General features: G+C 60.5%; 25 protein-coding genes, 3 tRNA genes and 1 pseudogene. 20 read left to right on the top strand and 9 right to left on the bottom strand.

Features of this window, described 5'->3' with window-relative positions; genetic code table 11:
* The first annotated feature begins 128 nt into the window (after positions 1-128).
* Both ACHMXK_RS16940 and ACHMXK_RS16935 read left to right on the top strand, forming a co-directional pair.
* The gene (locus tag ACHMXK_RS16940; RefSeq protein WP_397441699.1) at positions 129-704 is read left to right on the top strand and encodes an RNA polymerase sigma factor; all 576 of its coding nucleotides are present in this window, start codon (positions 129-131) and stop codon (positions 702-704) included.
* A 66-nt stretch (positions 705-770) separates the two neighbouring features.
* On the top strand, positions 771-1,550 hold the full coding sequence (locus ACHMXK_RS16935; RefSeq protein WP_397441698.1) for an anti-sigma factor domain-containing protein: 780 nt from the start codon (positions 771-773) through the stop codon (positions 1,548-1,550).
* Between the two features lie 98 nt (positions 1,551-1,648).
* Here the strand turns inward: ACHMXK_RS16935 and ACHMXK_RS16930 are convergent, their stop codons facing one another.
* The 4 genes from ACHMXK_RS16930 to ACHMXK_RS16915 form a co-directional block, all read right to left on the bottom strand.
* Positions 1,649-2,356: a glycine zipper 2TM domain-containing protein gene (locus tag ACHMXK_RS16930; RefSeq protein ID WP_397441697.1), complete on the bottom strand. Its 708-nt coding sequence runs from the start codon at positions 2,354-2,356 to the stop codon at positions 1,649-1,651.
* A 171-nt stretch (positions 2,357-2,527) separates the two neighbouring features.
* Positions 2,528-2,872, bottom strand: a complete 345-nt coding sequence (locus ACHMXK_RS16925; RefSeq protein ID WP_397441696.1) for an ArsC family reductase — start codon at positions 2,870-2,872, stop codon at positions 2,528-2,530.
* The gene (locus ACHMXK_RS16920) at positions 2,869-4,659 is read right to left on the bottom strand and encodes a hybrid sensor histidine kinase/response regulator (protein ID WP_397441695.1); all 1,791 of its coding nucleotides are present in this window, start codon (positions 4,657-4,659) and stop codon (positions 2,869-2,871) included. Before ACHMXK_RS16920 ends, ACHMXK_RS16925 begins: the two co-directional genes overlap by 4 nt.
* 13 nt (positions 4,660-4,672) lie before the next feature.
* On the bottom strand, positions 4,673-5,284 hold the full coding sequence (locus tag ACHMXK_RS16915; protein ID WP_397441694.1) for a response regulator: 612 nt from the start codon (positions 5,282-5,284) through the stop codon (positions 4,673-4,675).
* Positions 5,285-5,391: 107 nt separating this feature from the next.
* On the opposite strand from ACHMXK_RS16915, the gene ACHMXK_RS16910 reads away from it, so the two are divergent.
* The 10 genes from ACHMXK_RS16910 (at position 5,392) to ACHMXK_RS16865 (ending at position 13,274) form a co-directional block, all read left to right on the top strand.
* Entirely contained in the window at positions 5,392-5,706 is a 315-nt protein-coding gene (locus tag ACHMXK_RS16910; protein ID WP_397441693.1) for a DUF805 domain-containing protein, read from the top strand.
* A 349-nt stretch (positions 5,707-6,055) separates the two neighbouring features.
* Complete coding sequence (folC, locus tag ACHMXK_RS16905) at positions 6,056-7,384, top strand: bifunctional tetrahydrofolate synthase/dihydrofolate synthase (protein ID WP_397441692.1); 1,329 nt, start codon at positions 6,056-6,058, stop codon at positions 7,382-7,384.
* 17 nt (positions 7,385-7,401) lie between these two features.
* Entirely contained in the window at positions 7,402-8,172 is a 771-nt protein-coding gene (locus tag ACHMXK_RS16900) for an SPOR domain-containing protein (RefSeq protein ID WP_397441691.1), read from the top strand.
* Positions 8,173-8,184: 12 nt separating this feature from the next.
* Positions 8,185-8,670: a CvpA family protein gene (locus ACHMXK_RS16895; protein WP_397441690.1), complete on the top strand. Its 486-nt coding sequence runs from the start codon at positions 8,185-8,187 to the stop codon at positions 8,668-8,670.
* A 22-nt stretch (positions 8,671-8,692) separates the two neighbouring features.
* A complete protein-coding gene (gene purF / locus ACHMXK_RS16890; RefSeq protein WP_397441689.1) occupies positions 8,693-10,210 on the top strand; it encodes an amidophosphoribosyltransferase in 1,518 nt (505 codons plus the stop codon).
* Positions 10,170-11,426 carry an O-succinylhomoserine sulfhydrylase gene (locus tag ACHMXK_RS16885; RefSeq protein WP_397441688.1) on the top strand — a complete coding sequence of 419 codons (1,257 nt, stop codon included), beginning with the start codon at positions 10,170-10,172 and terminating at the stop codon, positions 11,424-11,426. The genes purF and ACHMXK_RS16885 overlap by 41 nt, the downstream gene beginning before the upstream one ends.
* Positions 11,423-12,826, top strand: a complete 1,404-nt coding sequence (gene gltX / locus ACHMXK_RS16880; protein WP_397441687.1) for a glutamate--tRNA ligase — start codon at positions 11,423-11,425, stop codon at positions 12,824-12,826. The genes ACHMXK_RS16885 and gltX overlap by 4 nt, the downstream gene beginning before the upstream one ends.
* A 54-nt stretch (positions 12,827-12,880) precedes the next feature.
* Positions 12,881-12,956, top strand: a tRNA-Ala gene (locus tag ACHMXK_RS16875).
* 63 nt (positions 12,957-13,019) lie between these two features.
* Positions 13,020-13,095 (top strand) — tRNA-Glu (locus ACHMXK_RS16870).
* 102 nt (positions 13,096-13,197) lie between these two features.
* Positions 13,198-13,274, top strand: a tRNA-Asp gene (locus ACHMXK_RS16865).
* 105 nt (positions 13,275-13,379) lie between these two features.
* Here ACHMXK_RS16865 and ACHMXK_RS16860 read toward each other — a convergent pair.
* The gene (locus ACHMXK_RS16860) at positions 13,380-14,261 is read right to left on the bottom strand and encodes a hypothetical protein (RefSeq protein WP_397441686.1); all 882 of its coding nucleotides are present in this window, start codon (positions 14,259-14,261) and stop codon (positions 13,380-13,382) included.
* On the opposite strand from ACHMXK_RS16860, the gene ACHMXK_RS16855 reads away from it, so the two are divergent.
* Positions 14,262-14,468 (top strand): hypothetical protein, encoded by a 207-nt coding sequence (locus tag ACHMXK_RS16855; RefSeq protein ID WP_397441685.1) that lies wholly within the window; start codon positions 14,262-14,264, stop codon positions 14,466-14,468.
* Between the two features lie 50 nt (positions 14,469-14,518).
* Positions 14,519-14,665, top strand: a complete 147-nt coding sequence (locus tag ACHMXK_RS16850; protein WP_397441684.1) for a DUF2514 family protein — start codon at positions 14,519-14,521, stop codon at positions 14,663-14,665.
* Here ACHMXK_RS16850 and ACHMXK_RS16845 read toward each other — a convergent pair.
* On the bottom strand, positions 14,645-15,025 hold the full coding sequence (locus tag ACHMXK_RS16845; protein ID WP_397441683.1) for a hypothetical protein: 381 nt from the start codon (positions 15,023-15,025) through the stop codon (positions 14,645-14,647). The genes ACHMXK_RS16850 and ACHMXK_RS16845 overlap by 21 nt on opposite strands.
* Before the next feature lie 320 nt (positions 15,026-15,345).
* Here ACHMXK_RS16845 and ACHMXK_RS16840 point away from each other — a divergent pair, with 320 nt between their 5' ends.
* The 6 genes from ACHMXK_RS16840 to ACHMXK_RS16815 all read left to right on the top strand — a co-directional run bounded on the left by ACHMXK_RS16840 (position 15,346) and on the right by ACHMXK_RS16815 (position 19,009).
* Complete coding sequence (locus ACHMXK_RS16840) at positions 15,346-16,038, top strand: SOS response-associated peptidase (RefSeq protein WP_397441682.1); 693 nt, start codon at positions 15,346-15,348, stop codon at positions 16,036-16,038.
* Positions 16,031-16,243: a hypothetical protein gene (locus ACHMXK_RS16835; RefSeq protein WP_397441681.1), complete on the top strand. Its 213-nt coding sequence runs from the start codon at positions 16,031-16,033 to the stop codon at positions 16,241-16,243. Before ACHMXK_RS16840 ends, ACHMXK_RS16835 begins: the two co-directional genes overlap by 8 nt.
* Positions 16,244-16,312: 69 nt before the next feature.
* Positions 16,313-16,498 carry a hypothetical protein gene (locus ACHMXK_RS16830; protein ID WP_397441680.1) on the top strand — a complete coding sequence of 62 codons (186 nt, stop codon included), beginning with the start codon at positions 16,313-16,315 and terminating at the stop codon, positions 16,496-16,498.
* Positions 16,482-17,198 carry a DUF1353 domain-containing protein gene (locus ACHMXK_RS16825; protein ID WP_397442548.1) on the top strand — a complete coding sequence of 239 codons (717 nt, stop codon included), beginning with the start codon at positions 16,482-16,484 and terminating at the stop codon, positions 17,196-17,198. The genes ACHMXK_RS16830 and ACHMXK_RS16825 overlap by 17 nt, the downstream gene beginning before the upstream one ends.
* 190 nt (positions 17,199-17,388) lie before the next feature.
* Positions 17,389-18,252: an SIR2 family NAD-dependent protein deacylase gene (locus ACHMXK_RS16820; protein WP_397441679.1), complete on the top strand. Its 864-nt coding sequence runs from the start codon at positions 17,389-17,391 to the stop codon at positions 18,250-18,252.
* Positions 18,253-18,352: 100 nt separating this feature from the next.
* On the top strand, positions 18,353-19,009 hold the full coding sequence (locus ACHMXK_RS16815; protein ID WP_397441678.1) for a DUF1345 domain-containing protein: 657 nt from the start codon (positions 18,353-18,355) through the stop codon (positions 19,007-19,009).
* Between the two features lie 10 nt (positions 19,010-19,019).
* Here ACHMXK_RS16815 and ACHMXK_RS16810 read toward each other — a convergent pair whose 3' ends face one another.
* The 3 genes and pseudogenes from ACHMXK_RS16810 to ACHMXK_RS16800 all read right to left on the bottom strand — a co-directional run bounded on the left by ACHMXK_RS16810 (position 19,020) and on the right by ACHMXK_RS16800 (position 22,230).
* The gene (locus ACHMXK_RS16810) at positions 19,020-19,940 is read right to left on the bottom strand and encodes a DMT family transporter (RefSeq protein WP_397441677.1); all 921 of its coding nucleotides are present in this window, start codon (positions 19,938-19,940) and stop codon (positions 19,020-19,022) included.
* Positions 19,937-20,582: pseudogene (locus tag ACHMXK_RS16805) on the bottom strand (methylated-DNA--[protein]-cysteine S-methyltransferase). Before ACHMXK_RS16805 ends, ACHMXK_RS16810 begins: the two are co-directional and overlap by 4 nt.
* Positions 20,583-20,655: 73 nt before the next feature.
* A complete protein-coding gene (locus ACHMXK_RS16800) occupies positions 20,656-22,230 on the bottom strand; it encodes a DNA-3-methyladenine glycosylase 2 family protein (protein WP_397441676.1) in 1,575 nt (524 codons plus the stop codon).
* Positions 22,231-22,240: the final 10 nt, after the last annotated feature.

Genomic DNA, 22,240 nt, shown 5'->3' with positions numbered 1-22,240 from the left:
CCCTGATTTTCAGGCACCCCGGCCCCTGGCGGGCGGCGCCCGGGCGCGGGCAGGGCGCCTGCCGGACCCCGTGACCTGAATCCAACGGCCTGTTTTCGGCGTATGACTAATACAGCACAATGGGCGGCATGAATGAAGAAAGCCCGGATTTCGAACTGATCGCACTGCTTGAGCGCGTGGCCCGGGCCGACGAATCGGCACTCAAAGAGCTGTACGGCCTGACCTCGTCCAAGTTGTATGGCGTGGCGGTGCGTGTGGTGAGCAACCGGAACTGGGCCGAGGACGTGTTGCAGGAGGCTTTCCTCAACATCTGGCGCGTGGCGGGTGACTATAAGGCGTCCTTGTCGCCGCCCATGGCCTGGATGTGTTTGATTGTGCGCAGCCGGGGACTGGATTTTCTGCGGCGCCGGACCACGGGGCGGGCCGATGCGGCGTTGGAACTGGATGACGTGATGTCCGAGACGGTGGAGGGCGATTCGCCCAACCCGATGGACACGGCGCTGGCGGGTGAGCAGGCCTGGGCCTTGCACCAGTGTTTGGGCCAGTTGGAGAACAAGCAGCGCGAAGTGGTGAGTCTGGCGTATTTGCGGGACCTGAGCCATGGGGAGTTGGCCGAGCAGCTCAAGCTGCCGCTGGGAACCGTGAAGACCTGGATACGGCGTGGCCTGGAGCAGTTGCGTGCCTGCATGGCCCGGTTTGCCTGAATTGGATGTATGTATTTTTGGTTTTTTCCGTCCGCTGGGCAGGAAAAAGCCTGAAAAAGGTAGTGTATGAATTTGACCGGAAACCCTTCGCTGATCGAGCAACTGGCCGCCAGTTATGCGCTGGGCACCTTGCGCGGGGGGGCGCGCCGCCGTTTTGAAGCGCTGGCGCGTAGCCACGCGCCGGTGCGGGCCGCGGCGCTGATCTGGCAGGGCCGGATGGCGTCGGTGGGCGAGCTGCAGCCGCAGATTGCGCCCAGCCCGGCGGTCTGGAAGCGAATTGAAAACCTGGTCCATGCCGACCAGGAAGCCAAGGCCATGCTGGCCGCGCGGCAGGTGCCTGCGGCGGTTTCCGCTGGCGGCTGGTGGGCCAGTCTCGGTTTGTGGCGCGGCGCTAGCGCCGCCGGGGCCATGGCGGCGGTGCTGGCCGTGGTGGTCGGCCTGAATCTGAACACCACGCTCAATGGCCAGGTCCGAGAGCTCAGCGCCAAACTGGCGGCGACACCGGAGATCCAGTATGTGGCCGTGCTGGCCGACGACAAGTCGGCGCCCAACATGTTGGTGACCTTTGACCCCAAACATAACCAGTTGCAGCTCAAACGTGTAGGCGCTTTCCAGGTTGGGCCGGATCAGTCGCTGGAGTTGTGGGCCTTGCCGCAGACCGGGGGGCCTAAGTCCCTGGGTGTGCTGGGTGAGGGCGCGGTGATCCGCCTGCCGGCGGCCAGCGAGGCCGTGAACAATGTGCCCACGCTGGCCATCAGCCTGGAGCCCAAAGGCGGTGCTCCGGCAGGCGGCGGTCCGACCGGGCCGGTGTTGTTCAAGGGTGCGCTGATTCCTATGAACTTGTAAACGTATCAGGGCTGGGTCGCCAGCAGCAAGTCAAAAGGGCTGAAGGGCTGCATTTGCAGCCCTTCAGCCCTTTTCAGGTTCCGGCGGAATCTGGAGGCTTAACGCCAGTGACCGTGACCGCCGTGGCCATAACCATAACCGCGGCTGTAGCCAAAATTCAGCGACACGCCGAGAGGTGAGTAATACGGCCCCGGGTAGTAGCTCGGGTAAACCGCGACTGGCGCGACGTAGGTGGGCTGGGCATACACCGGCTGGCCGTAGACGGGTTGGCTATAGACGGGCTGGGCCGGTTGCACATACGCCGGTTGCGCCGCAGCTTGGGGCTGCATCGCGCCTACCGGGCTGACCTGCAGCCGCACATAAGGGCCGGGGTCGTTGGCCATCTGGATGGTGTATTGCTTGTCGGCGTATTCGTAGACCACGTTGTAATGTGTGGTGCGGTTTTCATAGCTGGTCTGGGTGCCGCATTGCTGCACGTTTTGCACCTGGTTGCGCGGGCCTTCGATGTTGTTGCCCACCATGGCGCCGCCTACCAGGCCGATCATGGTGGCCACCGCGCGGCCACCACCGTTACCCACGGCATTGCCCATGGCGCCACCGGCCAGGGCGCCCATCACGGCACCGGCGCCGGAGTTGGGCGCCTGGGTGATCATGGGTTGTGTGGTGCACACCTGTTGCGGCACGCTGACTTGTTGCACCACCGGCGTGCTGGAAATGACACGCGCCAGGATGTCCATCGCGGAGGCGTTCAGGGCAAACAGGCCGGTCGCAGCGGCGACGGTTGACAAGACAAGTGATTTTTTCATGATGGATACTCCTTTTCAGCCTGCTGGAAGAACCCCCGCTCCGAGGGGTGACCGAAAACGACAGCTTCTGTTCAGTTTAATGAGTCAGAGCGGATTTGGTGGACACAAGTTCAGGTAAATCACTGTAAAGCTGGCGTGACAGCGGCTTTACAAAGCCATCCCAAGCCACGGTTAGCGCCGTTCTTCCCAGTTGTTGGCATCAAAACCGACCGTGGTTTCTGTGCCCCATTCCACCACCGGGCGTTTGATAACGCTGACGTGCTCCTGCATCACGGCCAGGGCGCTGGCCGCGTCCGTGGTGGCCGCCTGCAGGGCGGGGTCCAGTTTGCGCCAGGTTGCGCCCTTGCGGTTCAACAGTTTTTCCCAGCCGAGGGCATCTTCCCAGGCGGCCAGCTTGTGTGCGGGCACGCCCTGCTTCTTGAAATCGTGGAATTCGTAAGCCAGGTCGTGTTCGGCCAGCCAGGTGCGGGCTTTTTTGACGGTGTCGCAGTTGGGGATGCCGTAGAGGGTGATCATGGGTCAAATTTTGCCATGGTGACGCCGATTCTTGTGCAGGGCGGCAATATCGTGACCAGGGCCCGATACAGCTGGCTGGGGCTGATGGGTTTGTGCAGCAGCGGAATACCGCTGGCCATGGCCTCACGCAAGCGATCCGGCGCCGTGTCGCCGGTGATCAGCAGCGCGGGCAAGGCATGGCCCAGCAACTCGCGCAAGGCCGCAATAGCCTCGATGCCGGTGCGCTTTTCGCGCAGCCGGTAGTCGCTGATCACCAGGTCTGGCGCCTGCTTTTTCGCCAGTACGAGCGCTTCTTCAATGGATTCCGCCAGATCACATTCACAACCCCAGTCGCGCAGCAAATGGCGCATGGCCGTGCGCACGGTCTCGTCGTCATCAATGACCAGCACGCGGGCGCTGAGAACCCGCGGCTTGCCATGTTCTGTATTTGTTTGCTCTATGGGGGGTGTATCAGCGATAGGCAAAGCCAGCCTGAACACGCTGCCGCGATGCGGTGTTGATGTCAAGGAGAGTTCATGGCCCAAAGTGCGCGCCAGCCCGTCAGCGATGGCCAGACCCAGGCCCAGGCCCTTGTGGCGATCCCGTTCCGGATTGCCCAGCTGGTGGAACTCGCGGAACACCTCGCCTTGCTGCGATTGCTCAATGCCAATGCCTGTGTCCCAGACCTCCAGCACGGCCTGCTCGCCTCGTTTGCGGCAAGCCACCAGCAAGCCGCCTTGCCCGGTGTAGTTGATGGCATTCGAGACCAGGTTGCGCAAAATCAATTCAACCAGGGCCGGATCAGACCACACCACCAATGTGTTTTCCCGGGAGCGGTAAGTCAGGCCTTTGGCATCCGCTTGTGGTTCGAACTCCCGCTCTATCTTGTTGAGCAGCATTTGCAGCCGGAAGGCCTGCCATTGCGGCTCAATCACGCCGGCTTCAATGCGTGAAAAGTCGAGCAGGGTATTGAGCATCTCGGCCGACGCATGGCTGGCGCTGCCGACACAGGCCACCAATTCACGCTGGTGCGGGCTCAGTTCCGTGCGTGAAAGCACGTCCAGGAACAAGCCCTGGGCGTGAATCGGCTGGCGCAGGTCATGGCTGGCCGCCGCGAGGAACTTTGATTTGGCAATATTGCCTTGTTCGGCTTCGCGCCGGGCGCTTTCCGCCACCAGGGTTTTCTGGTGCAGTTTTCCCATCAACCCGGTATTTTCAAAACGCAGCTCGATCGTGGTGCGCGCAGCCCGGGCGCTGCTGCGTGCCTGGTCAAACAGGGACACAAGGTAGAGCAGGCAAACCAGGCCCAAGGCGTGGTAAGCCTCATCGTCCATCTGCCACAACTTCAATGCCACAAGGGACACCGCCGGAATCACAAAGGCAAAAAAAACAGGCAGTACCGCCGATTGTGTTGACACCGCGCCGCCCGCCATGCCGGCAATCACGGCCAGGGCCAGGATACGTTCTGCCAACGAGGCGGTGTCGAAGGTGATCCAGATCAGGGCGCCCCAGATCACACCTGAAGCAGCGCGCTGCGCGACGAGCGCCCAGGCGATAGAGCGTGCTTGCCTGTGCTGGATGTCCGGCAGGTGGGTGCGCGCATAGGCATAGGCGAGCAGGTTCGCCAGTATGGCTCCCGCGCACCATGTTCGCAGCGCCCAGGCATTGCTGTCGTCGGACAATAAAAAAAGCACCAGCAGGGCCAGCAGACAAATAGGGACGACCGTGCTCGCCACGTTGCCCAGCACCAATCGCAGTTGCTCCACCAGAATGCGGTTTTCCGCAAGTCGCAGCGGGTTACGCCCCATGGTGACACGCATCTCAGCCAATCAGCCCCTGCTGGCGCGCCTCAACCACCGCCTCGGCGCGACTGACCACCTGAAAGAACTCCAGGATGTCCTGCACATGCCGACGAACGGTGTTGTTCGAGAGTGCAAGCTGGCGCGCAATCAGTTTGTTCGAGAGCCCCTGGTGCAGCAGGTCCAGCACGTCACATTGGCGTGGCGTCAGGCGACGCTCGCCGAGTTTGTTGTCGGTCGTCGATGGCTCGGTCACGTGGCCGCCTAAAACCTGAAGAATGGCCTCCACGATTTTTTCAGCCGTTTCTGCCTTCGAGACAAAACCTGCAGCGCCGCGCTCCAGCGCCAGGCGCGCGGTCTGGGGCTCATCCAGCGAAGACAGCATCAAAACCGGCGTCAGTGGCCACTTGCGCTGGAGCAGCGCAATGCCTTCAATGCCGCTCAAACCGTTGAGTTTGATGTCCAGCAGGATCAGGTCCACCTTGTCCGACGGTCGGTTGCTTGCTTCGTGGATGGAGGCGGCTTCCAGGATGGTTGTGTCCGGCAGGGCCGCGCTGATCACCATGCTGAGCCCGGAGCGGAACATGGCGTGGTCGTCAATCAACAAAATACAAGGCGCAAGCATGGGCGTCATTGGAACACGACGATCCGGGTTTCATATGGTCCTTGAGGACCATATGAAACTTCTCTCAAGATTCATAGACTGCACACCAGTTTATGAACCAACCTAGGGAGAAAAGAATGACCTTTATCGATGCAGTGTCTACCTGTCTGAAAAAATATGCGGACTTCAATGGCCGCGCAAGCCGCTCGGAATACTGGTGGTTCGTGTTGTTCTTTACGCTGGTGCTGACCGCCGGCGCGTTTGTGCACGAATGGGGCGTGTTGGTTGCCCTGGCTGCACTTATTTTGCCGCTCACGGCCGCTGCAACCCGGCGTCTGCATGACACCAACCGCAGCGGCTGGTTTCAGTTGCTCAACCTGGTTCCGCTGGGTAATTTGTATGTGTTGTACCTCCAGGTCCAGGACGGCACGGCCATCAACAACCGGTACTGATGGCCGCACGTTTTTACGCTGCGTGAAATCTACATCTCGCCGGCGAACAGGAGCTCTTGAGGCCATGAGCGCGTGGGGGACAGCGTTCCGCACAACGGCCAGTCGCGTCTTTTTAATTTTTCTGACAAGAGCGCCTGCCAGCAGGACTTGAACCTTGTTTTTGACGGCGCGGCGCGGGGTGTTGGCAAGGCTGAAAGCGGTCACACCCCGGGACGGACTGGCCGGCATGGGCCGGGAGGGCGTCCCAGGGCAGAGTCCTGAATTTCGGCAAGGATGGCCGGTGCGCTGAGGCCTGAAGATACCGGACGCGCTGTCAGGTTGTCAGGCTGGGGCGACAATACCGGCCTGTATGAACAATCCTCAAACCCTTGACGACTGGCTCGCCTACTGCGAGCACCTGCACCCGACCACCATAGACCTCGGGCTGGCCCGGGTCCAGGGCGTGGCCCGCGAGATGGGGCTGCACTTTGACTGCCCGGTGATCACCGTGGCCGGCACCAACGGCAAAGGTTCGAGCTGCGCCATGCTGGAGGCGATTTTGTCGCAGGCCGGTTACCGCACCGGGGTGTACACCTCGCCGCACATGGTTCATTTTGAAGAGCGTTGCCGCGTCCGTGGTGAGATCGTGCAGGCCGATGCGCTGCTGCCGCATTTCGCCCGGGTCGAAGCCTTGCGTGGCCAGACTTCGCTGACTTATTTCGAGTTCACCATGCTGGCCATTTTCAGCCTGCTGGCCGAAGCCAAGCTGGACGTGGTGATCCTTGAGGTCGGTGTCGGCGGGCGGCTGGACTCGGTCAACATCATTGATACCGACTGCGCGCTGATCACCAGCATAGATATTGATCACACCGAGCTGCTGGGCAAAGACCGCGAGGCCATAGGGCGCGAAAAAGCCGGCATCATGCGCGCTGGCAAGCCGGTGGTGGTCGGCGACCCGGTGCCGCCGCAAAGCGTGCTGGACCACGCGGCCGAAGTGGGTGCTGACCTGTGGCGCTTTGGCCAGGACTTCAATTTTTCCGGCGACAAGCTGCAATGGGCCTGGGCCGGCCGCGGTCGGCGTTATGCCGGCCTGGCTTACCCGGCCTTGCGCGGCGCCAACCAGTTGCTTAATGCCTCGGGTGTGCTGGCGGCGCTGACCGCCTTGCGGGATCGCCTGCCGGTCACGGCGCAGGCGGTGCGTAACGGCCTGGGCATGGTCGAGTTGCCGGGTCGTTTCCAGATCATTTCCGGCCAGCCGACCCTGGTGCTGGACGTGGCGCACAACCCGCATTCGGTGGCGGCGCTGGCCGAAAACCTGGACGCCATGGCTTATTACCCCTGCACCCACGCGGTGTTTGGCGCCATGGCCGACAAGGACCTGGCCGCCATGCTGGGGCGTGTCGCTCCACTGGTGGACCGTTGGTATTTCACCGATTTGCCCACCCCGCGGGCGGCCAGCGGCGCGGATCTGATGGCGCGCTGGCAGGCCTTGAACACCCGTGCGGATGTCAGCGCCAGCGTGTTTGCCGACCCGGTGCTGGCCCTGCAGGCGGCCATCGCCGCCGCAGACCCCGCTGATAGAATTGTCGTGTTCGGATCGTTCTACACGGTGGGAAGTATTTTGAAAGAGGGTTTGCCCCGTCTTTTTGCTCCGCACGCCGCGCCTGAGCGCCCCGCTTCATCATCAACCGATACCTAACGGACACCGTCACCACCATGCCGTTTTTCAACTTTCGTCGGGGCCAGCCATCTCCCGCTGCGGCCAAGTCGGCTGCCCAAAGCGAAAGCGTGGACGTGATACGCAAACGTGCCAAACACCGCCTGATCGGGGCGGTGGTGCTGGTGCTGGCGGGTGTGGTGGGTTTCCCGCTGCTGTTCGACACCCAGCCCCGGCCGGTGGCGGTTGATATTTCGATTGAAATACCCGGCAAAAACACCGTCAAACCGCTGGTGATGCCGGCTCCGGCCGCCGCGCCAGCGGCGACGGCAGTCGTCAGCCCCCCTGTCGCCAGCAGTGCCCAGGTGGCCGCGCCATCCAGCCTCACGCCCCGCGAAGAAATAATTACAGAAAAAAGGGCTGAAGCCCCCGTAGCGACTGCGCAAGCAGCTATCAAAAACGAAGCGAAGCCTGAGCCCAGGCCGGAGCCCAAGGTCGTCGCCAAGGCCCCGGTGTCCAGTGAGGACGGCGCGCGCGCCAGGGCCCTGCTGGAAGGCAAGCCGGTCGCCCCGGCGCCTGCCGCCAAGGCGGTCGAGGTCGAAGGGCGGCTGGTGGTGCAGGTGGGCGCTTTTGCCGATGCCGGCAAGGCGAACGAAGTGCGCCAGAAGCTGGAGCGCGCCGGCCTGAAAACCTACACCCAGGTGGCTGACACCAAAGACGGCAAACGCATCCGGGTCCGGGTTGGGCCGTTTGCCAGCAAGGCGGATGCGGACAAAGCCGCCGGCAAGATCAAGGGCCTTGATTTGCCGGCCGCCATCCTGACTTTGTAGGACTGGTCACGCGTGGAAGTTGCTGATGGGGCTTTTTTGGGGGTGTTGGCGGTTTCCCTGGTGATAGGCGCGTGGCGGGGCCTGGTGTTCGAGATCCTGTCCGTTGTCGGTTGGGCCTTGTCGTTTTACCTGGCGCAGTGGTTTGCGCCCGACCTGGCCACGGTGTTGCCGCTGCAAAGTGCGTCGGAGCCGGTGCGGTATGCGGCGGCCTTTGTGCTGATTTTTATCGTCGCTGTGTTTGTGGCGGGCCTGCTGGCCGTGTTGCTTAAAAAACTGGTCGAAGCCATCGGTTTGCGGCCGGCGGATCGCACCCTGGGCGCGGCGTTTGGCCTGCTGCGCGGAATGATCTTGTTGCTGGCGGTGACCGTGGTGATCAACATGACGGCTTTCAAAACCAGCGAGTGGTGGTTGGCGTCCCGGGGTGCCGAGCTGTTGACCTCGGCGCTCACAGGCTTGAAGCCGGTCCTGCCCGAGCAGTTTGCCAAGTATTTGAACTAAATTAATCCATGAACGGAAACATATGTGCGGAATAGTTGGTGTTGTCAGCAACGCCCCGGTGAACCAGCTGATTTATGACGGACTGCTCCTGCTGCAGCACCGCGGTCAGGATGCGGCCGGCATCGTCACCCAGCAGGGCCGCAAGTTCTTCATGCACAAGGCCAAAGGCATGGTGCGCGACGTGTTTCGCACCCGCAACATGCGCGCCTTGCCGGGTAACGTCGGGCTGGGTCAGGTGCGTTACCCGACGGCTGGCAACGCCTTCAGCGAAGACGAGGCCCAGCCTTTTTACGTCAACGCGCCGTTTGGCCTGGTGCTTTCGCACAATGGCAACCTGACCAATGCGGCCGAACTCAAGGCCGAGTTGTTCAACACCGACCACCGCCACATCAACACCGACAGTGACTCGGAAGTCTTGCTCAATGTGCTGGCGCATGAGCTGGAAAAAACCACACGCGGCCTGCCCCTCAATCCGGTGGACGTGTTTGCCGCCGTGCGCGGTGTGCACAAACGAGTCAAGGGTTCTTACGCCGTGGTGGCGCTGATTGCCGGTCACGGCCTGCTGGCGTTTCGCGATCCGTTTGGTATTCGTCCCTTGTGCCTGGGCCGCGGCCAGAACGACAGCGGCAGCACCGTGATGGTGGCCAGCGAATCGGTGGCGCTGGAAGGTACCTCGCACCAGTTCGAGCGTGACATCATGCCGGGCGAAGCCGTGTTTGTCGATTTGCAAGGCGTGGTCCATGCTGAGCAGTGCGCCGAAAATCCGCAGCTCAAGCCCTGTATTTTTGAATTTGTGTATCTGGCGCGCCCCGACTCCGTGCTGGACGGCATCTCGGTCTACCAGGCCCGTCTGAACCTCGGTGAAACCTTGGCCAAACGTGTGGTGTCCACCGTGCCGCCGAATGAAATCGACGTGATCATCCCGATTCCCGAGTCCAGCCGCCCCAGCGCCACGCAACTGGCCCATCTGCTGGGCATTCCCTACCGCGAAGGTTTTGTGAAAAACCGCTACGTCGGCCGCACTTTCATCATGCCGGGCCAGGGCGTGCGTAAAAAATCGGTACGTCAGAAACTCAATGTGATCGCCAGCGAGTTCAAGGGCCGCAACGTGATGTTGGTGGACGACTCCATCGTGCGCGGCACGACCTCGCGCGAAATTGTGCAGATGGCGCGTGACGCCGGCGCCAAGAAGGTGTACCTCGCCAGCGCCGCGCCGCCTGTGCGTTATCCCAATGTCTACGGCATCGACATGCCCACCGCAGCCGAGCTGGTGGCGCACGACCGCACGGTGGAAGAAATCCGTGTGGCGATTGGTTGCGACGCGCTGATTTACCAGGACGTCGAAGGCATGAAACGCGCGATTGGCTCGCTCAACACCAAACTCGACGGCTTCGATGCCTCGTGTTTTGACGGCGTTTATATCACCGGTGACATCACACCGGAAAGCATTGCCAAGATGAATGAACAACGGGTCGACAGCAGCGAAGAAGGCGGGGTGGATGTCTCGCGTCTGGCGTTGCCCAACCCGCAAGAGGTTTAACGTGAGCGTCCAAAAATTACCTGACAACCTGCACCGCGATACGCTGGCGGTGCGTGTGGGGCTGGAGCGCAGCCAATATGGCGAAAACTCCGAGGCGCTGTATCTGACCAGTGGTTTTGTACAGCCGGATGCCGAAACCTCGGCGCGCCGCTTTGCCGGGACCGAAGAAGGTTTTACCTACTCCCGTACCTCGAACCCAACCGTGAGCAGTTTCGAGCAGCGGCTGGCCGCGCTGGAAGGCACGGAAGCCGCCATTGCTGCGTCCAGCGGCATGGGCGCCATCCTGATGATGGGTATGGGCCTGCTCAAGGCGGGTGACCATGTGGTGTGTTCGCAGTCGGTGTTCGGCTCCACGCTGAACCTGTTCGGCAAGGAGTTCGCCAAGTTCGGCGTTGAAAGCAGTTTTGTGTCGCAGACTGATCTGGCGCAATGGCGTGCGGCCATGCGGCCCAACACCAAGCTCCTGTTTGCCGAAACCCCGACCAATCCCTTGACCGAGGTCTGCGACATACGCGCGCTGGCCGACATCGCCCATGCGGGTGGTGCTTTGCTGGCCGTGGACAATTGTTTCTGCTCGCCGGCCCTGCAGCGGCCGACCGAACTGGGTGCCGATCTGGTGATCCATTCGGGCACCAAATACCTGGACGGGCAGGGCCGCGTCATGGCCGGTGCGATTTGCGGGCCGTCCAAGCTGATCGTTGATGTATTCGGCCCCATCGTGCGTACCGCCGGCATGGTGCTGGCGCCGTTTAATGCCTGGGTTGTGCTCAAGGGCATGGAAACACTGCGTATCCGTATGCAGGCCCAAAGCGCCAGCGCGCTGGCCATTGCGCAATGGCTGGAAGCCCATCCCGCGGTGGCCCGTGTCTATTACCCGGGTCTGGCATCGCATCCCCAGCACGAACTGGCCATGCGCCAGCAGTCTGGCCTGGGCGGCGCCGTGGTGTCTTTTGATGTGCGCGGCAGCGACCCCGAAACCTTGCGCGCCAACGCCTTTCACGTGATCAACAGCACGCAGGTGGTGAGTATTGCCACCAACCTGGGCGACACCAAGTCCATCATCACCCACCCGGGCACCACCTCCCATGGCCGGCTCACCGAAGCGCAGCGCCAGGCGGCCGGCATCGGCCAGGGCCTGATCCGATTTGCGGTCGGGCTGGAACATATTGACGATTTGAAAGCCGACCTCGCACGGGGTCTTGAAACGCTGGCATGACACAAAAAACACGTACCCGGTTTGCCCCTTCCCCCACGGGCTTCATCCACCTCGGCAACATCCGCTCCGCACTCTATCCCTGGGCCTTTGCGCGGGCCACGGGTGGCGACTTCATCTTGCGCATCGAAGACACCGACGTGGAGCGCTCCAGCCAGGAAGCCGTCGATGTGATCATCGAAGGCATGCGCTGGCTGGGTCTGAACTACGACGAAGGCCCGATCTACCAGATGCAGCGCATGGAGCGCTACAAGGCCGTGCTGGCCGAGTTGCAGGCCGCTGGCCATGTCTACCCCTGCTACATGAGCATGGCGGAACTGGACGCGCTGCGTGAACAACAAATGGCCAACAAGGAAAAGCCGCGTTACGACGGCACCTGGCGGCCAGCGCCCGGCAAAACCTTGCCGCCGGTTCCCGCGGGTGTGTTGCCCGTGCTGCGTTTCATGAACCCGCAGGGTGGCAGCGTGGTCTGGGACGACAAGGTCAAGGGCCGCATTGAAATCAGCAACGACGAACTCGACGACCTCGTGATTGCGCGTCCTGATGGCACGCCGACCTACAACTTCTGCGTGGTGGTCGACGACATGGACATGGCCATCACGCATGTGATCCGTGGCGACGACCATGTGAACAACACGCCGCGCCAGATCAACATCTTCCGCGCTCTGGGCAAAGAGGTGCCTGTGTACGCCCACCTGCCCACGGTGCTGAATGAGTTGGGCGAGAAGATGAGCAAGCGCAATGGCGCCAAGGCGGTCACGCAGTACGCCGTGGAAGGTTATTTGCCCGATGCGATGGTGAACTACCTGGCGCGCCTCGGATGGAGCCATGGCGACGACGAAATCTTTAGCCGTGAGCAATTCCTGCAGTGGTTCAACCTCGATCACCTCGGTAAAAGCGCGGCGCAGTTCGACGAGGCCAAGCTGCGTTGGGTCAATGCCCAGCATCTCAAAGCCATGGCTGACGAGAAGCTGGCCGAAGCGGTGCAGCCTTTCCTCAATGCGCAAACCCTGGCCGGCCTGGATGCGGCGCGCCGCGTGTCGGCCTGTGCTTTGCTGAAAGACCGCTGCAGCACGCTGGTGGAACTGGCTGAATGGATGGCGGTCCTGGTCAGCGAAGAGCCGGTCAGCGCGGAAGACATCCAGGCGCATGTGCCGGCCGATGCCGCGCCCGCCGTGAGCAAGCTCGCCGAACTGCTGGCCGATTGTGAGTGGAGCAAGGCCGCGATTGCCGCTGTGATCAAACAGGTGCTGGCAGAGACCGGTTTGAAGATGCCGCAACTGGCCATGCCTGTACGTGTCCTGGTGGCCGGACGCCAGCAAACGCCGTCGCTGGATGCCTTCCTGGCTTTGATGGACAGGAAAAATGTGATCAAAAAATTAGGGCACTTGAAAAGCGTGTGATTTTCGCGCTATAATTTGAAGCTCGACAACTGCAAGACATCTTGTAGTTAATAAGGGGGTATAGCTCAGCTGGGAGAGCGCTTGCATGGCATGCAAGAGGTCATCGGTTCGATCCCGTTTACCTCCACCATTAAATGTCGAGAAGATTTTTTAGCAGGAATTAAAAAGCCTGCATCGGAAGTTCCAAGGTTTAGACCCCATCGTCTAGAGGCCTAGGACACTACCCTTTCACGGTAGGTACCGGGGTTCGAATCCCCGTGGGGTCGCCAGAATTCTTCACAGCAATGTGATGAGCAAGGCACAAGTCGGTAACAGCAGGCTCGCAAGAGCAGGCGACTTGGCTCGAAAGAGCGAAAGCGTTACCGCTACCAGGAGTGGTAGTTCAGTTGGTTAGAATACCGGCCTGTCACGCCGGGGGTCGCGGGTTCGAGTCCCGTCCACTCCGCCAGATAAAAGCCCTTGTAGCTCAATGAGTTACGAGGGCTTTCCTCTTTCTGGTATGCCTAAAAATTAAGCTACTTCATGCCCCATATTCCAAAGTTTGGAATACTGCTCATTTTGCAGGGGTCGCAGTCCGGGTCCTGCGGCGGTCGTAAACCTGCTCAATCATCCGTTTGTTTGTGTGCATCGTGGCATCCATCACGTCGGCGTGGCCTTGCTCCATCTTGTCCGTGACACCCTTGGGGCGGCAGTCTTGCAGGCTGAACGGTGTGAATTCGATCTTTCGCACTTCGGCACGCTTCACACATTCGGCCATGAGGTAGCTCAGCATCTTTTTCCAGCCGCCCTTTGTGTACCGCTGGCCGCTGAGATTGCCGAAAACATAGAACGTGCCTGCGAGCTGGTTGCGCTTAATTGCCAAGGCCTCGTTAATCGTGGCGAGCAATTCCGGGCTCCGCTCAATTAGGCCGGTGACCTTCACCTGGCCAGCCTGCCGCTTTGCCGCGTTCCAAACAATGCCCTCGTCAGTGATCTGTGGTCGCGTCAGCGCGCGGACCTCAACGGATCGTTTCAGGCAGAGCCAGGCAGTCCGCAGCGCGAGCGCGACAATTAGGCGTGTGCTGCCCAACTCGCGGCCGACTTCAACGGCCAGTGCCATCTCTGCATCGGTCACTAGCCGCGCGGTCACGCGTGTTTTCAGCTTGTCGAGGTCGGCGAACGGGTTGGTTTTGAGCATGTCGATGCGGATGCCGTACTCAAAAATGGTCCGCATGAGCGAGATTTCTTTGTTGCCTTTGGCGGCGCGCGGCCGGGGGTTGCCGTTTTTGTCCTTGGCGAGCAGGCAGGCATCGAGGTACGCATAAGCGCGTGAACTCGCGTGATGCCGGATGTACCTGTTGCAACGGAGGCTCACGTTGGAGAAATTTCGTTCTGCGCTGAGAATGAATTTAGGCGCACTTCCGCGCTGGAAAACACTTAACTTGGATTGCTTCAAATGAACAATAGATCTGAACAACTGCAGCCGGTCGTCCTTACGCGCAACAGGATGAGTACGGAGCTGACTGAGCTGCAATTGCAGGAAGCTAAAAAGCTGGCGGCAAGCCTAGGCTGTGTTGAGGCCGATCGGGAGTACCCGCAAGTTGTCGCATCGTTGATGCAAGCCCTGGCCATCAATTTCTCAGCGCTGCAAATTAGCAAGTAGTCGGGTGCTCAATTGGCGACCGAGCGAACCCGGGCCTCCCATCATCTGCAGTGGCAGAGACACCTGAGCGCGCTGATAAGCGAGCGGGAGAGCTGGCAGCAATCGCTGACCGCCGAGGCATTGCCGGGGCTGCCTGCGAAGCAGCCTATGACGCGCTGAGCGCTAGCGGGCACAGTTCAAAAATTGTCTTTCCTTGACGATCTAAATTGGCGCAGATCAATCAGGCGATGAAGAGATGAGGCCAGCACCTTCTGACCTTCAGGGCGAAGGTGGAGTACATCAATGAAATGCTGGATCGGCACGGCATCCGGCAGGTCTTCACATGTCACTCGTTTGATGGTGCGGCACTGTTCCAGCGCGCTTCGTATGAGCGAGGTTGTGTCCCAGTTCCATCGGTACTTTTCGCAGTCGTAAATGGTGTAGCTCGTCGGTGCCGCGTAGGCAATCACGCGGTCAGCGATAGCGAACGAATCGCACGCAGGCAACAGGCTGGCAGGGTTTCTGGCATTCCAACTGATGGAATCGTTGACGTGTTCACACAGCCCCTGCTGCGTCACGCTGGCGAGGTTTCTACTTGAACGGCACCCAGTACGGCTCCGTTAAGTAATTCAGCACTTCAACCGCTATTAGGATGACGAAAGCCGGGCCAAAGAAAATTATCAAAAATCTTGCGATTATCTGGCCGAAGCGGTCTTTCGACTTATTGTTCATTTTGTTACCTGCCCCCTATCCGATGGATGCTACGTGGGTATTCTTGCCTGTCAATGGGGATTGACCACCTCGGACCACCTCGGACCAACTGGGTAGGCTGGCGAAGTAACGCCGAGACCAAAAAAATGGATCCCCATGGTTGTGTGGGAAGCCTTAGAGTGTGGAAATGTGCGCAAACTACCGCCCGGTCACCCAATCGGATCGGATGATGACTTTCTTCGGCGTCGAGCGCGCCAAAGACGAGCTGCCAATCGACGTCTGGCCGACCGGCCTGGCGCCCTTCATCAGGCTGGCCGAGCACGGCTCTGGCAATGTGCTGGTGGCCGAAGAAGGCCTGTTCGGCCTGCTGCCGGGCTTTCAGGTCGAAGTGGCGGCCGGCCGGCACACCTACAACGCTCGGTCGGAGACTGTGACCATAAAGCCCAGCTTCCGCGAGTCCTGGAAGAAGGGCTGGCGCTGCATTGTCCCTACAGAATCAATTTATGAGCCGAACTACGAGACCGGCGAGCGCGTGCGGTGGCATATTCAGCAATTTGGCGCTGTGCCAATGGGTATTGCCGGCATATACCGGGAGTGGACCAGCCCGACCGGGCAAAAGGTCATGACCTTCACCATGCTGACCATCAACGCCGACACGCACGCCATTTTCAAGCACCTGCACAAACCGCAGCTGGACAAAAAGACGAAGGCGCCGTTGCCGCCGGAGCTGCAGGACAAGCGCATGGTGGTGGTCCTGAACGAAGATGCCTATACCGCCTGGCTGGACGCCCCGGCCGAGGCCTCCGATCAGTTCCTTGTGCAATACCCCGCCGCACGCCTGTTGGCGACGGCCGAACCGAAAGAACCCAGTATTGATTGAAACCGTCTTCGAAACCGTCGTCATCAAGACCTGGATGATCCCCGGGCCGGATGGTGACGTTGCCAAACCGCGTTGGTTATCCAGCTACGCCGTTCAGGGCGCCCCCGCCGTCGTGATGCGCGGGAAGGGCGTAGATAGTCAGGAGGAGGCCGCGCTGCAAGCCGTGACCGTGGTTCAGACCTATCTTCCTAGAGGGTCGGGTTGAGAGTCTGGATCGATTCCTTTCAATACCAACTCCTGTCGAATTAGCTCGTCGTTGTCGTTGACGAAATTCATGTACATCAGCATGGGCTTCTTTCCATTTGACGACTCTCGCCAATCAATAGCCATTGTGCCGGTGGTCAGGGAGATGTTCGTTGAAATTCAAAAGGGTTTATCCCGACGAGTGTCGAACGAAGGAACTGCAATGATGTTTGGCCTGGGCTGGAAATGGCTTCTTGGGTGTGAGCAAAGAAAATGAACATGGGGGAAATATGAGTACTTATCTACTTAACAGGTCTATCCACCTATCGGAACAAAAAATGGTACGGCCTTCAACTAATGAACGTTTGCAACTGGCGAAATGGCTCCTTATCGGTGCTTGTGTCCTTCTAGCCTCATGTGTTTCGACTCCGCCTTCCATAATGCGTTTAGGTGACCAAGTGTTCGTAACGACATTTCCCCAGACGTCGGAGATTGCAGGCACTCAAAACAGAATCACCGTCCCTAAGGGCTTCATCACCGATTTGGCAAGTATTCCTCCTCTTCTCGAATCAATCGAATCGAAGAGCGGTCCAACCATGCAAGCTGGAATCCTGCATGACTTTCTATATTGGGACCAGACCTGCCTGAGGGAAGAGGCCGATGCAGCTTTGCTTCTTGAACTGGAAGATAGCGGCGTCCCAGAATGGAAACGTCGCGACATATACCTCGTAGTTAGTGGCGTTGGAAAATTTGCCTTCAAGAAGAACTCCGATGCTAAGGCAGCCGGCGAAACTAGATTTCTATCGAGCGACTATGTGGATAAGCTTCAAAAGACGATGGCTAAAGGCAATCCAACCCTGAAAGACATACAAAGCAAAGCTAGAGAACAAGGTGCTCTCATAACGTATTCCTACCCGAATCCAGCCACTTTGAAAGCGGCTTGTGCTGCTGCCTTAAAAGCCGTTACCAGTAGGTAAGCAACACACAGTAAAACCCTCGGGTGACTTATGTAGGGGGATGTTTTTGTGCATACGTCAGGTCGGATTGATTTACCTGTTTGTTGATGGCTTCATCCCCATTTCAAATTTTGAATTAAGCCTGCAGATCGTGCCCGCCTTGTTTTCAACTCACGGTTGATGACAATGCATGTTCACCAAAAAGTGTTGAATGCACGCGGCTATAAAAAATCTCGAAAATATTTTTCGCCAGGCGGCTGAGACTCTTGCCGGCGCGGACGCGCTGGTGGTCGCTGCGGGCGCAGGCATGGGGGTGGATTCCGGTTTGCCCGACTTTCGGGGCCAGACGGGTTTTTGGCAGGCCTATCCGGCGCTGGCTAAAGCCGATCTCCATTTTTCCGACATCGCCAGCCCGCGAACTTTTGCGCAAGACCCCGAGCTGGCTTGGGGGTTTTACGGCCACCGCCTGGCCTTGTACCGGCAGACGGTGCCGCATCCCGGTTTTGCGATCCTGCGTCTATGGGGGCAGAACATGCCGCTGGGTGTGCATGTGTTCACCAGCAATGTGGACGGGCAATTCCAGAAAGCGGGTTTCCCGGACGACCAGGTTCACGAATGTCATGGTTCGATCCACCATTTGCAATGCACCCGGGAATGCGGCTCCGGTGTGTGGTCGGCTGATGGTTTTGTACCGGAGGTGGACATCGACAACTGCCGTCTGTTGAATCCACCGCCGCATTGCCCCGCCTGTGGTGCTTTGGCCCGACCCAATGTGTTGATGTTCAACGACTGGAACTGGGTGTCCAGGCGCAGCGACGCCCAGGCCAGGCGCGAAGCTGCCTGGCTGGAGACCCTGACGGAAAACCGGGCGCGTGTGGTGGTGCTTGAGTTAGGCGCCGGCACTGCCATTCCGTCGGTGCGACGTTTCAGCCACAGAATCATTCATGAATTCGGTGGCCGTCTGGTGCGTATCAATCCCAGTGACGCCACCGTGCCCAGTGCTATGGACGTCGGTTTGGCGCTTGGTGCGCTGGAGGCTTTGCGCGGGATAGAGTCTTTCATGCTTGAGCAGTGAATGCCACCGAGCAAGGGCGAACGGTCACACGGCCGCCCAGATGCGCTGATTGAGTTTTGCAGTTTTGAGCTCGCAGCTCTCTGGCCCCACAATCAGCGCCATGCGCAAACATCTTTCTGAAACCACGGGTCCGCAGCGGCTGGTATACGGCCTGGTGGTGGGAGGGCTGGCCGCCTTGCTGCCGCTGCCCACGACCTGGCCGTTCCGCGCGCTGCTGGGCTGGTGCGTCGGGACCGCGGTTTACCTGGTGCTGGCCTGGTGGCTGGCGGAGGTGTTTGATTCCAAAGGTACACGTCGGCGTACGCAGGCGCAGGATGAACCCAGCGTGGTGCTTTTTTTGTTGATGGTGCTGGCGGTGTGGGCCAGTGTCGGCAGCATTGTGTTGTTGTTGCAGCAGGTCAAACAGCTGACCGGCGCCGAGCGGATCGGGCACATGGTGCTGGCCATGCTGGCGCTGGGATTGTCCTGGCTGTTTATCCACACAATTTTTGCGTTTCGTTATGCGCACCGTTATTACCACGAAGAAAAACGCAAGAAGCCCGATGGCGCTGGCCTGCAGTTTCCGAACCAGCCGGACCCGGATTACTTCGATTTTTTGTATTACGCGTTTGTGATCGGCATGACCTCGCAGGTGTCCGACGTGCAGGTGACCTCGCGTGAAATGCGGCGCCTGACCCTGGGCCACGGCATTTTGTCGTTTGCCTTCAACGTGTTGATCGTGGCGTTGACGATCAACGTGGTGGCTGGCTTTATCTAGCCTGCGGCGCTCACCGCCAAAAGTGCAAGGCTTCCAGCTTGAGCAAGCCGGTGGACAAGGCCGTGCCGCAGACAATCACCAGGGCGCAGGCCAGCATCCAGGGCGTGACACTTTCACCCAGGAACAGGGCGCCGTACAAGACCGCAAACACCGGCACCACAAACGTCACCGACAACGCGCGTTGCGGGCCGGCGTTTTCGATGAGTCGGAAAAACAGGATGTAAGCCAGCCCGGTGCACAAGACACCGACGGCCAGCAGCGCCAGCCAGGCCGAGCTGCCAGGCATCTGCGCCGGCCATAACCACGCGGCCGGCAGCGCCAGGCCCAGCGTCGCGCCGATCTGGCTGCCGGCGGCCGTGACCAACGGCGGCAGGCCGGACAGATAACGTTTGGTGTAACTCGCCGAGATGCCGTAACAAACACAGGCCAACAGGCAGGCCAGCACGGCCCAGCCCGGCGCCACACCGGAGGCGTCAGGCTTGAAGGTGGCTTTGTCCCAGGCCAGCATGGCCACGCCGGCAAAACCGACGACCAGGCCCAACATGCGCGAGGCCGTGGGTTTGTCCTTTAACCAGAACCAGGCCACCAGCGCGCCGAACATGGGCACGGTGGCATTGAGAATCGCCGACAAGCCGGTGGTGATGGACAGCAACGCAAACGAAAAACAGGCGAAGGGAATGCCGGAATTGAGCACACCTATGAAAAAAGTCCGGCGCCAGTTTTTTTTCAGCACCGGCCACAGGCCGCGCAGCCAGACGATGGGCAGCAGGAAAAGAGCCGCAATCGCGACCCGCACGGCGGCCGTCGGCAAGGGGCCAAACTCCACGGTGCTGATACGCATGAAGAGAAAGGACGAACCCCAGATGGCCGCCAGCGACACAAAGTCGATGGCCCAGTGCCGGGGCGTCGCGAGGCTGGCTGATGCGGTCAATGCACGGCCTCTTTCAAGACACCTTCGAGGGTGAGCAGTGCGGCCTTGCGGTCCAGGCCGCCGGCGTAACCGGTGAGCGCTCCCTTGGCACCCATCACGCGGTGGCAGGGCACGATGATGCTGACCGGATTACGGCCCACGGCTGCACCCACGGCGCGCACGGCGGCCGGTTTGCCGATACGGGCGCTGACCTCGCTGTAACTGGCGGTGCCGCCTTGCGGAATTTTCAGCAGCGCCTGCCAGACCGATTGCTGGAAGGCCGTGCCGTAGGCCAGGTCCAGCGGCACGTCAAATGCCGTGCGCTGGCCGGCGAAATATTCGCTGAGCTGCTGGCTGACTTTTTTCAGCACCGGATGATCCGGAACGGTGGGCCAGACCGCTGTGCGCCGTGAAGCGACAGGCGTGGGGGTTTTTTCTCCGCCAGTCGGGGCCGCGGAACCGGCTTCGCCGGGCCGCAGGCGTAGCGCCCCCTCGGGGGGCAGCGCAGTACGCGAAGCGACAAGCGTGGGGGGCCAGTTCAGGCGGCAGGTGTCGCTGGCCGTCAAACCACAGCCCGGCCAGGCCCTTGCTTGTGGCCGCGATGATGATGGTTCCCAGCGGGCTCTGGAAACGGGTCTGGACGATGGATGCATCGAATTTCATGGTGATCTCCTGAGAGTGTCGCTGATTGGCGGAAATGGCGTTGTCGCCGCTGCGGCTTGCCTTTTTGCCGGGTTCATGAAGGTTTTGGGGTTCTGGCCCTTGTGGACCGGGCGCGAGTAGCTATTGTTTTAGGAGCATCTGGCGCTGCGTCGGCAGGGGTTTGCATGGCGCCGCTACAGGCGCGTATGACCGCATAACTGCGCCAGGGCTTCCAGGCCAGCGAGGCCAGCTCGGCTTCCTTGGCCGGATTTTTCATCCCCTGTACACCCAGCGCCTTGTGCAGCGCCACGTCGCCGGCCGGAAAAGCGTCCGGCCAGCGCAGCGCCCGCATGGCGATGTATTGCGCCGTCCAGTCGCCGATGCCGGGCAGTTCCTTGAGTGCGGCAATGGTCGCATTGACGTCTGCGCCGCCATGCAACTGCAGGCGTTTTGAAGCCACGGCCTGGGCAATGCCGACAATCGCGGTCTGTCGCTGTTTGACAATGCCGAGTTGGCCCAGGGTATCGCCGCTGGCCTGGGCCAGCACGGCTGGTGCAGGAAACAGCCGCGTCAGTTCCGGCCATGGCGTTTCAATTGCCTCGCCGAGTTGGTCGACCATGCGTTGTGCCAGGGTGCGGGCCGCCGCCACCGTGATCTGCTGGCCCAACACGGCGCGCACCGCCAGCTCATAACCGTCCATGGCGCCGGGCACACGCAGGCCGTCGCCGCCCGGAAAGCTGCTGTGCAAGGTCTGGTTGATGGGTTGCGGATCGGCGTCCAGGTCCAGCATGGCGCGTAGCCGGCGTATCACCAGCGGCAAGACTTCGCGCAGCGAGTCGCTGACTTGCAGCACGACTTGCGTGCGGGTTTCGTCGAAGCTGGCCAGCAACCAGCCGGCGTGGACCTTGCCGCCGCTTTCAAGACGAAAAGTGCGTCCCATCCTTGCAGCACCTACGTCATCAGCTACAAATTCAATAGCGTTGATCTGACGTTTCTTGAAAAAACCTGTCATCGCCGCCACGTCGTAAGGCGGGCGGTAGCCGAGCTTGACGGTGATGCCCTGGCTGGCGGGCGTGGCGCCCTGGCGCCGCAACTGCGTCGGGTTCAAGCCGTAATGCTCGGCAAACGCGGCATTAAATCGCCGCACGCTGGCGTAACCGCTGATCAGTGCAACCTGCGTGATCGGCAAGGCGGTGTCGGCCAGCAACTGCTTGGCGGTCAGCAGGCGGCGTGTCTGCAGGTATTGCATGGGCGAGACACCGAACTGCGCCTCAAAAATTCGCCGCACGTGGCGGTCACTGACCCCCAGCTTGGCGGCCAGCAAGTCGACAGAAGGCGTGGCCTCACCCCATACCTCGGGTTCGTCGAGCAGGCGCGCCGCCTGGTGCGCCAGGATGTAAGACGCATCCTGGATGGACCACACGACCGAATGCGGCGCCAGTTCAGGCCGGCAGCGCAGGCAGGGCCTAAAGCCGGCGTTTTCAGCCTGGGCCGCGTGGCCGAAAAATCGGCAATTTTCGCGTTTGGGTGTCTTGACGCTGCAGACCGGGCGGCAATAAATGCCGGTGGAGGTCACACCGGTGAAAAACGAGCCGTCAAACCGCGCGTCCCGGGTCTTCAGCGCGAGGTAGCAGGCGTCGTCGGCGAGAGGGGCGTGGTCCGTTTTCATGACTTTCATG

Origin of the sequence: Polaromonas sp. UC242_47 (assembly GCF_044452385.1) — a bacterium.
In the GTDB taxonomy this organism is placed as follows: Bacteria; Pseudomonadota; Gammaproteobacteria; order Burkholderiales; family Burkholderiaceae_C; genus Polaromonas.
This window is presented reverse-complemented; position numbering and strand designations above follow the sequence as displayed.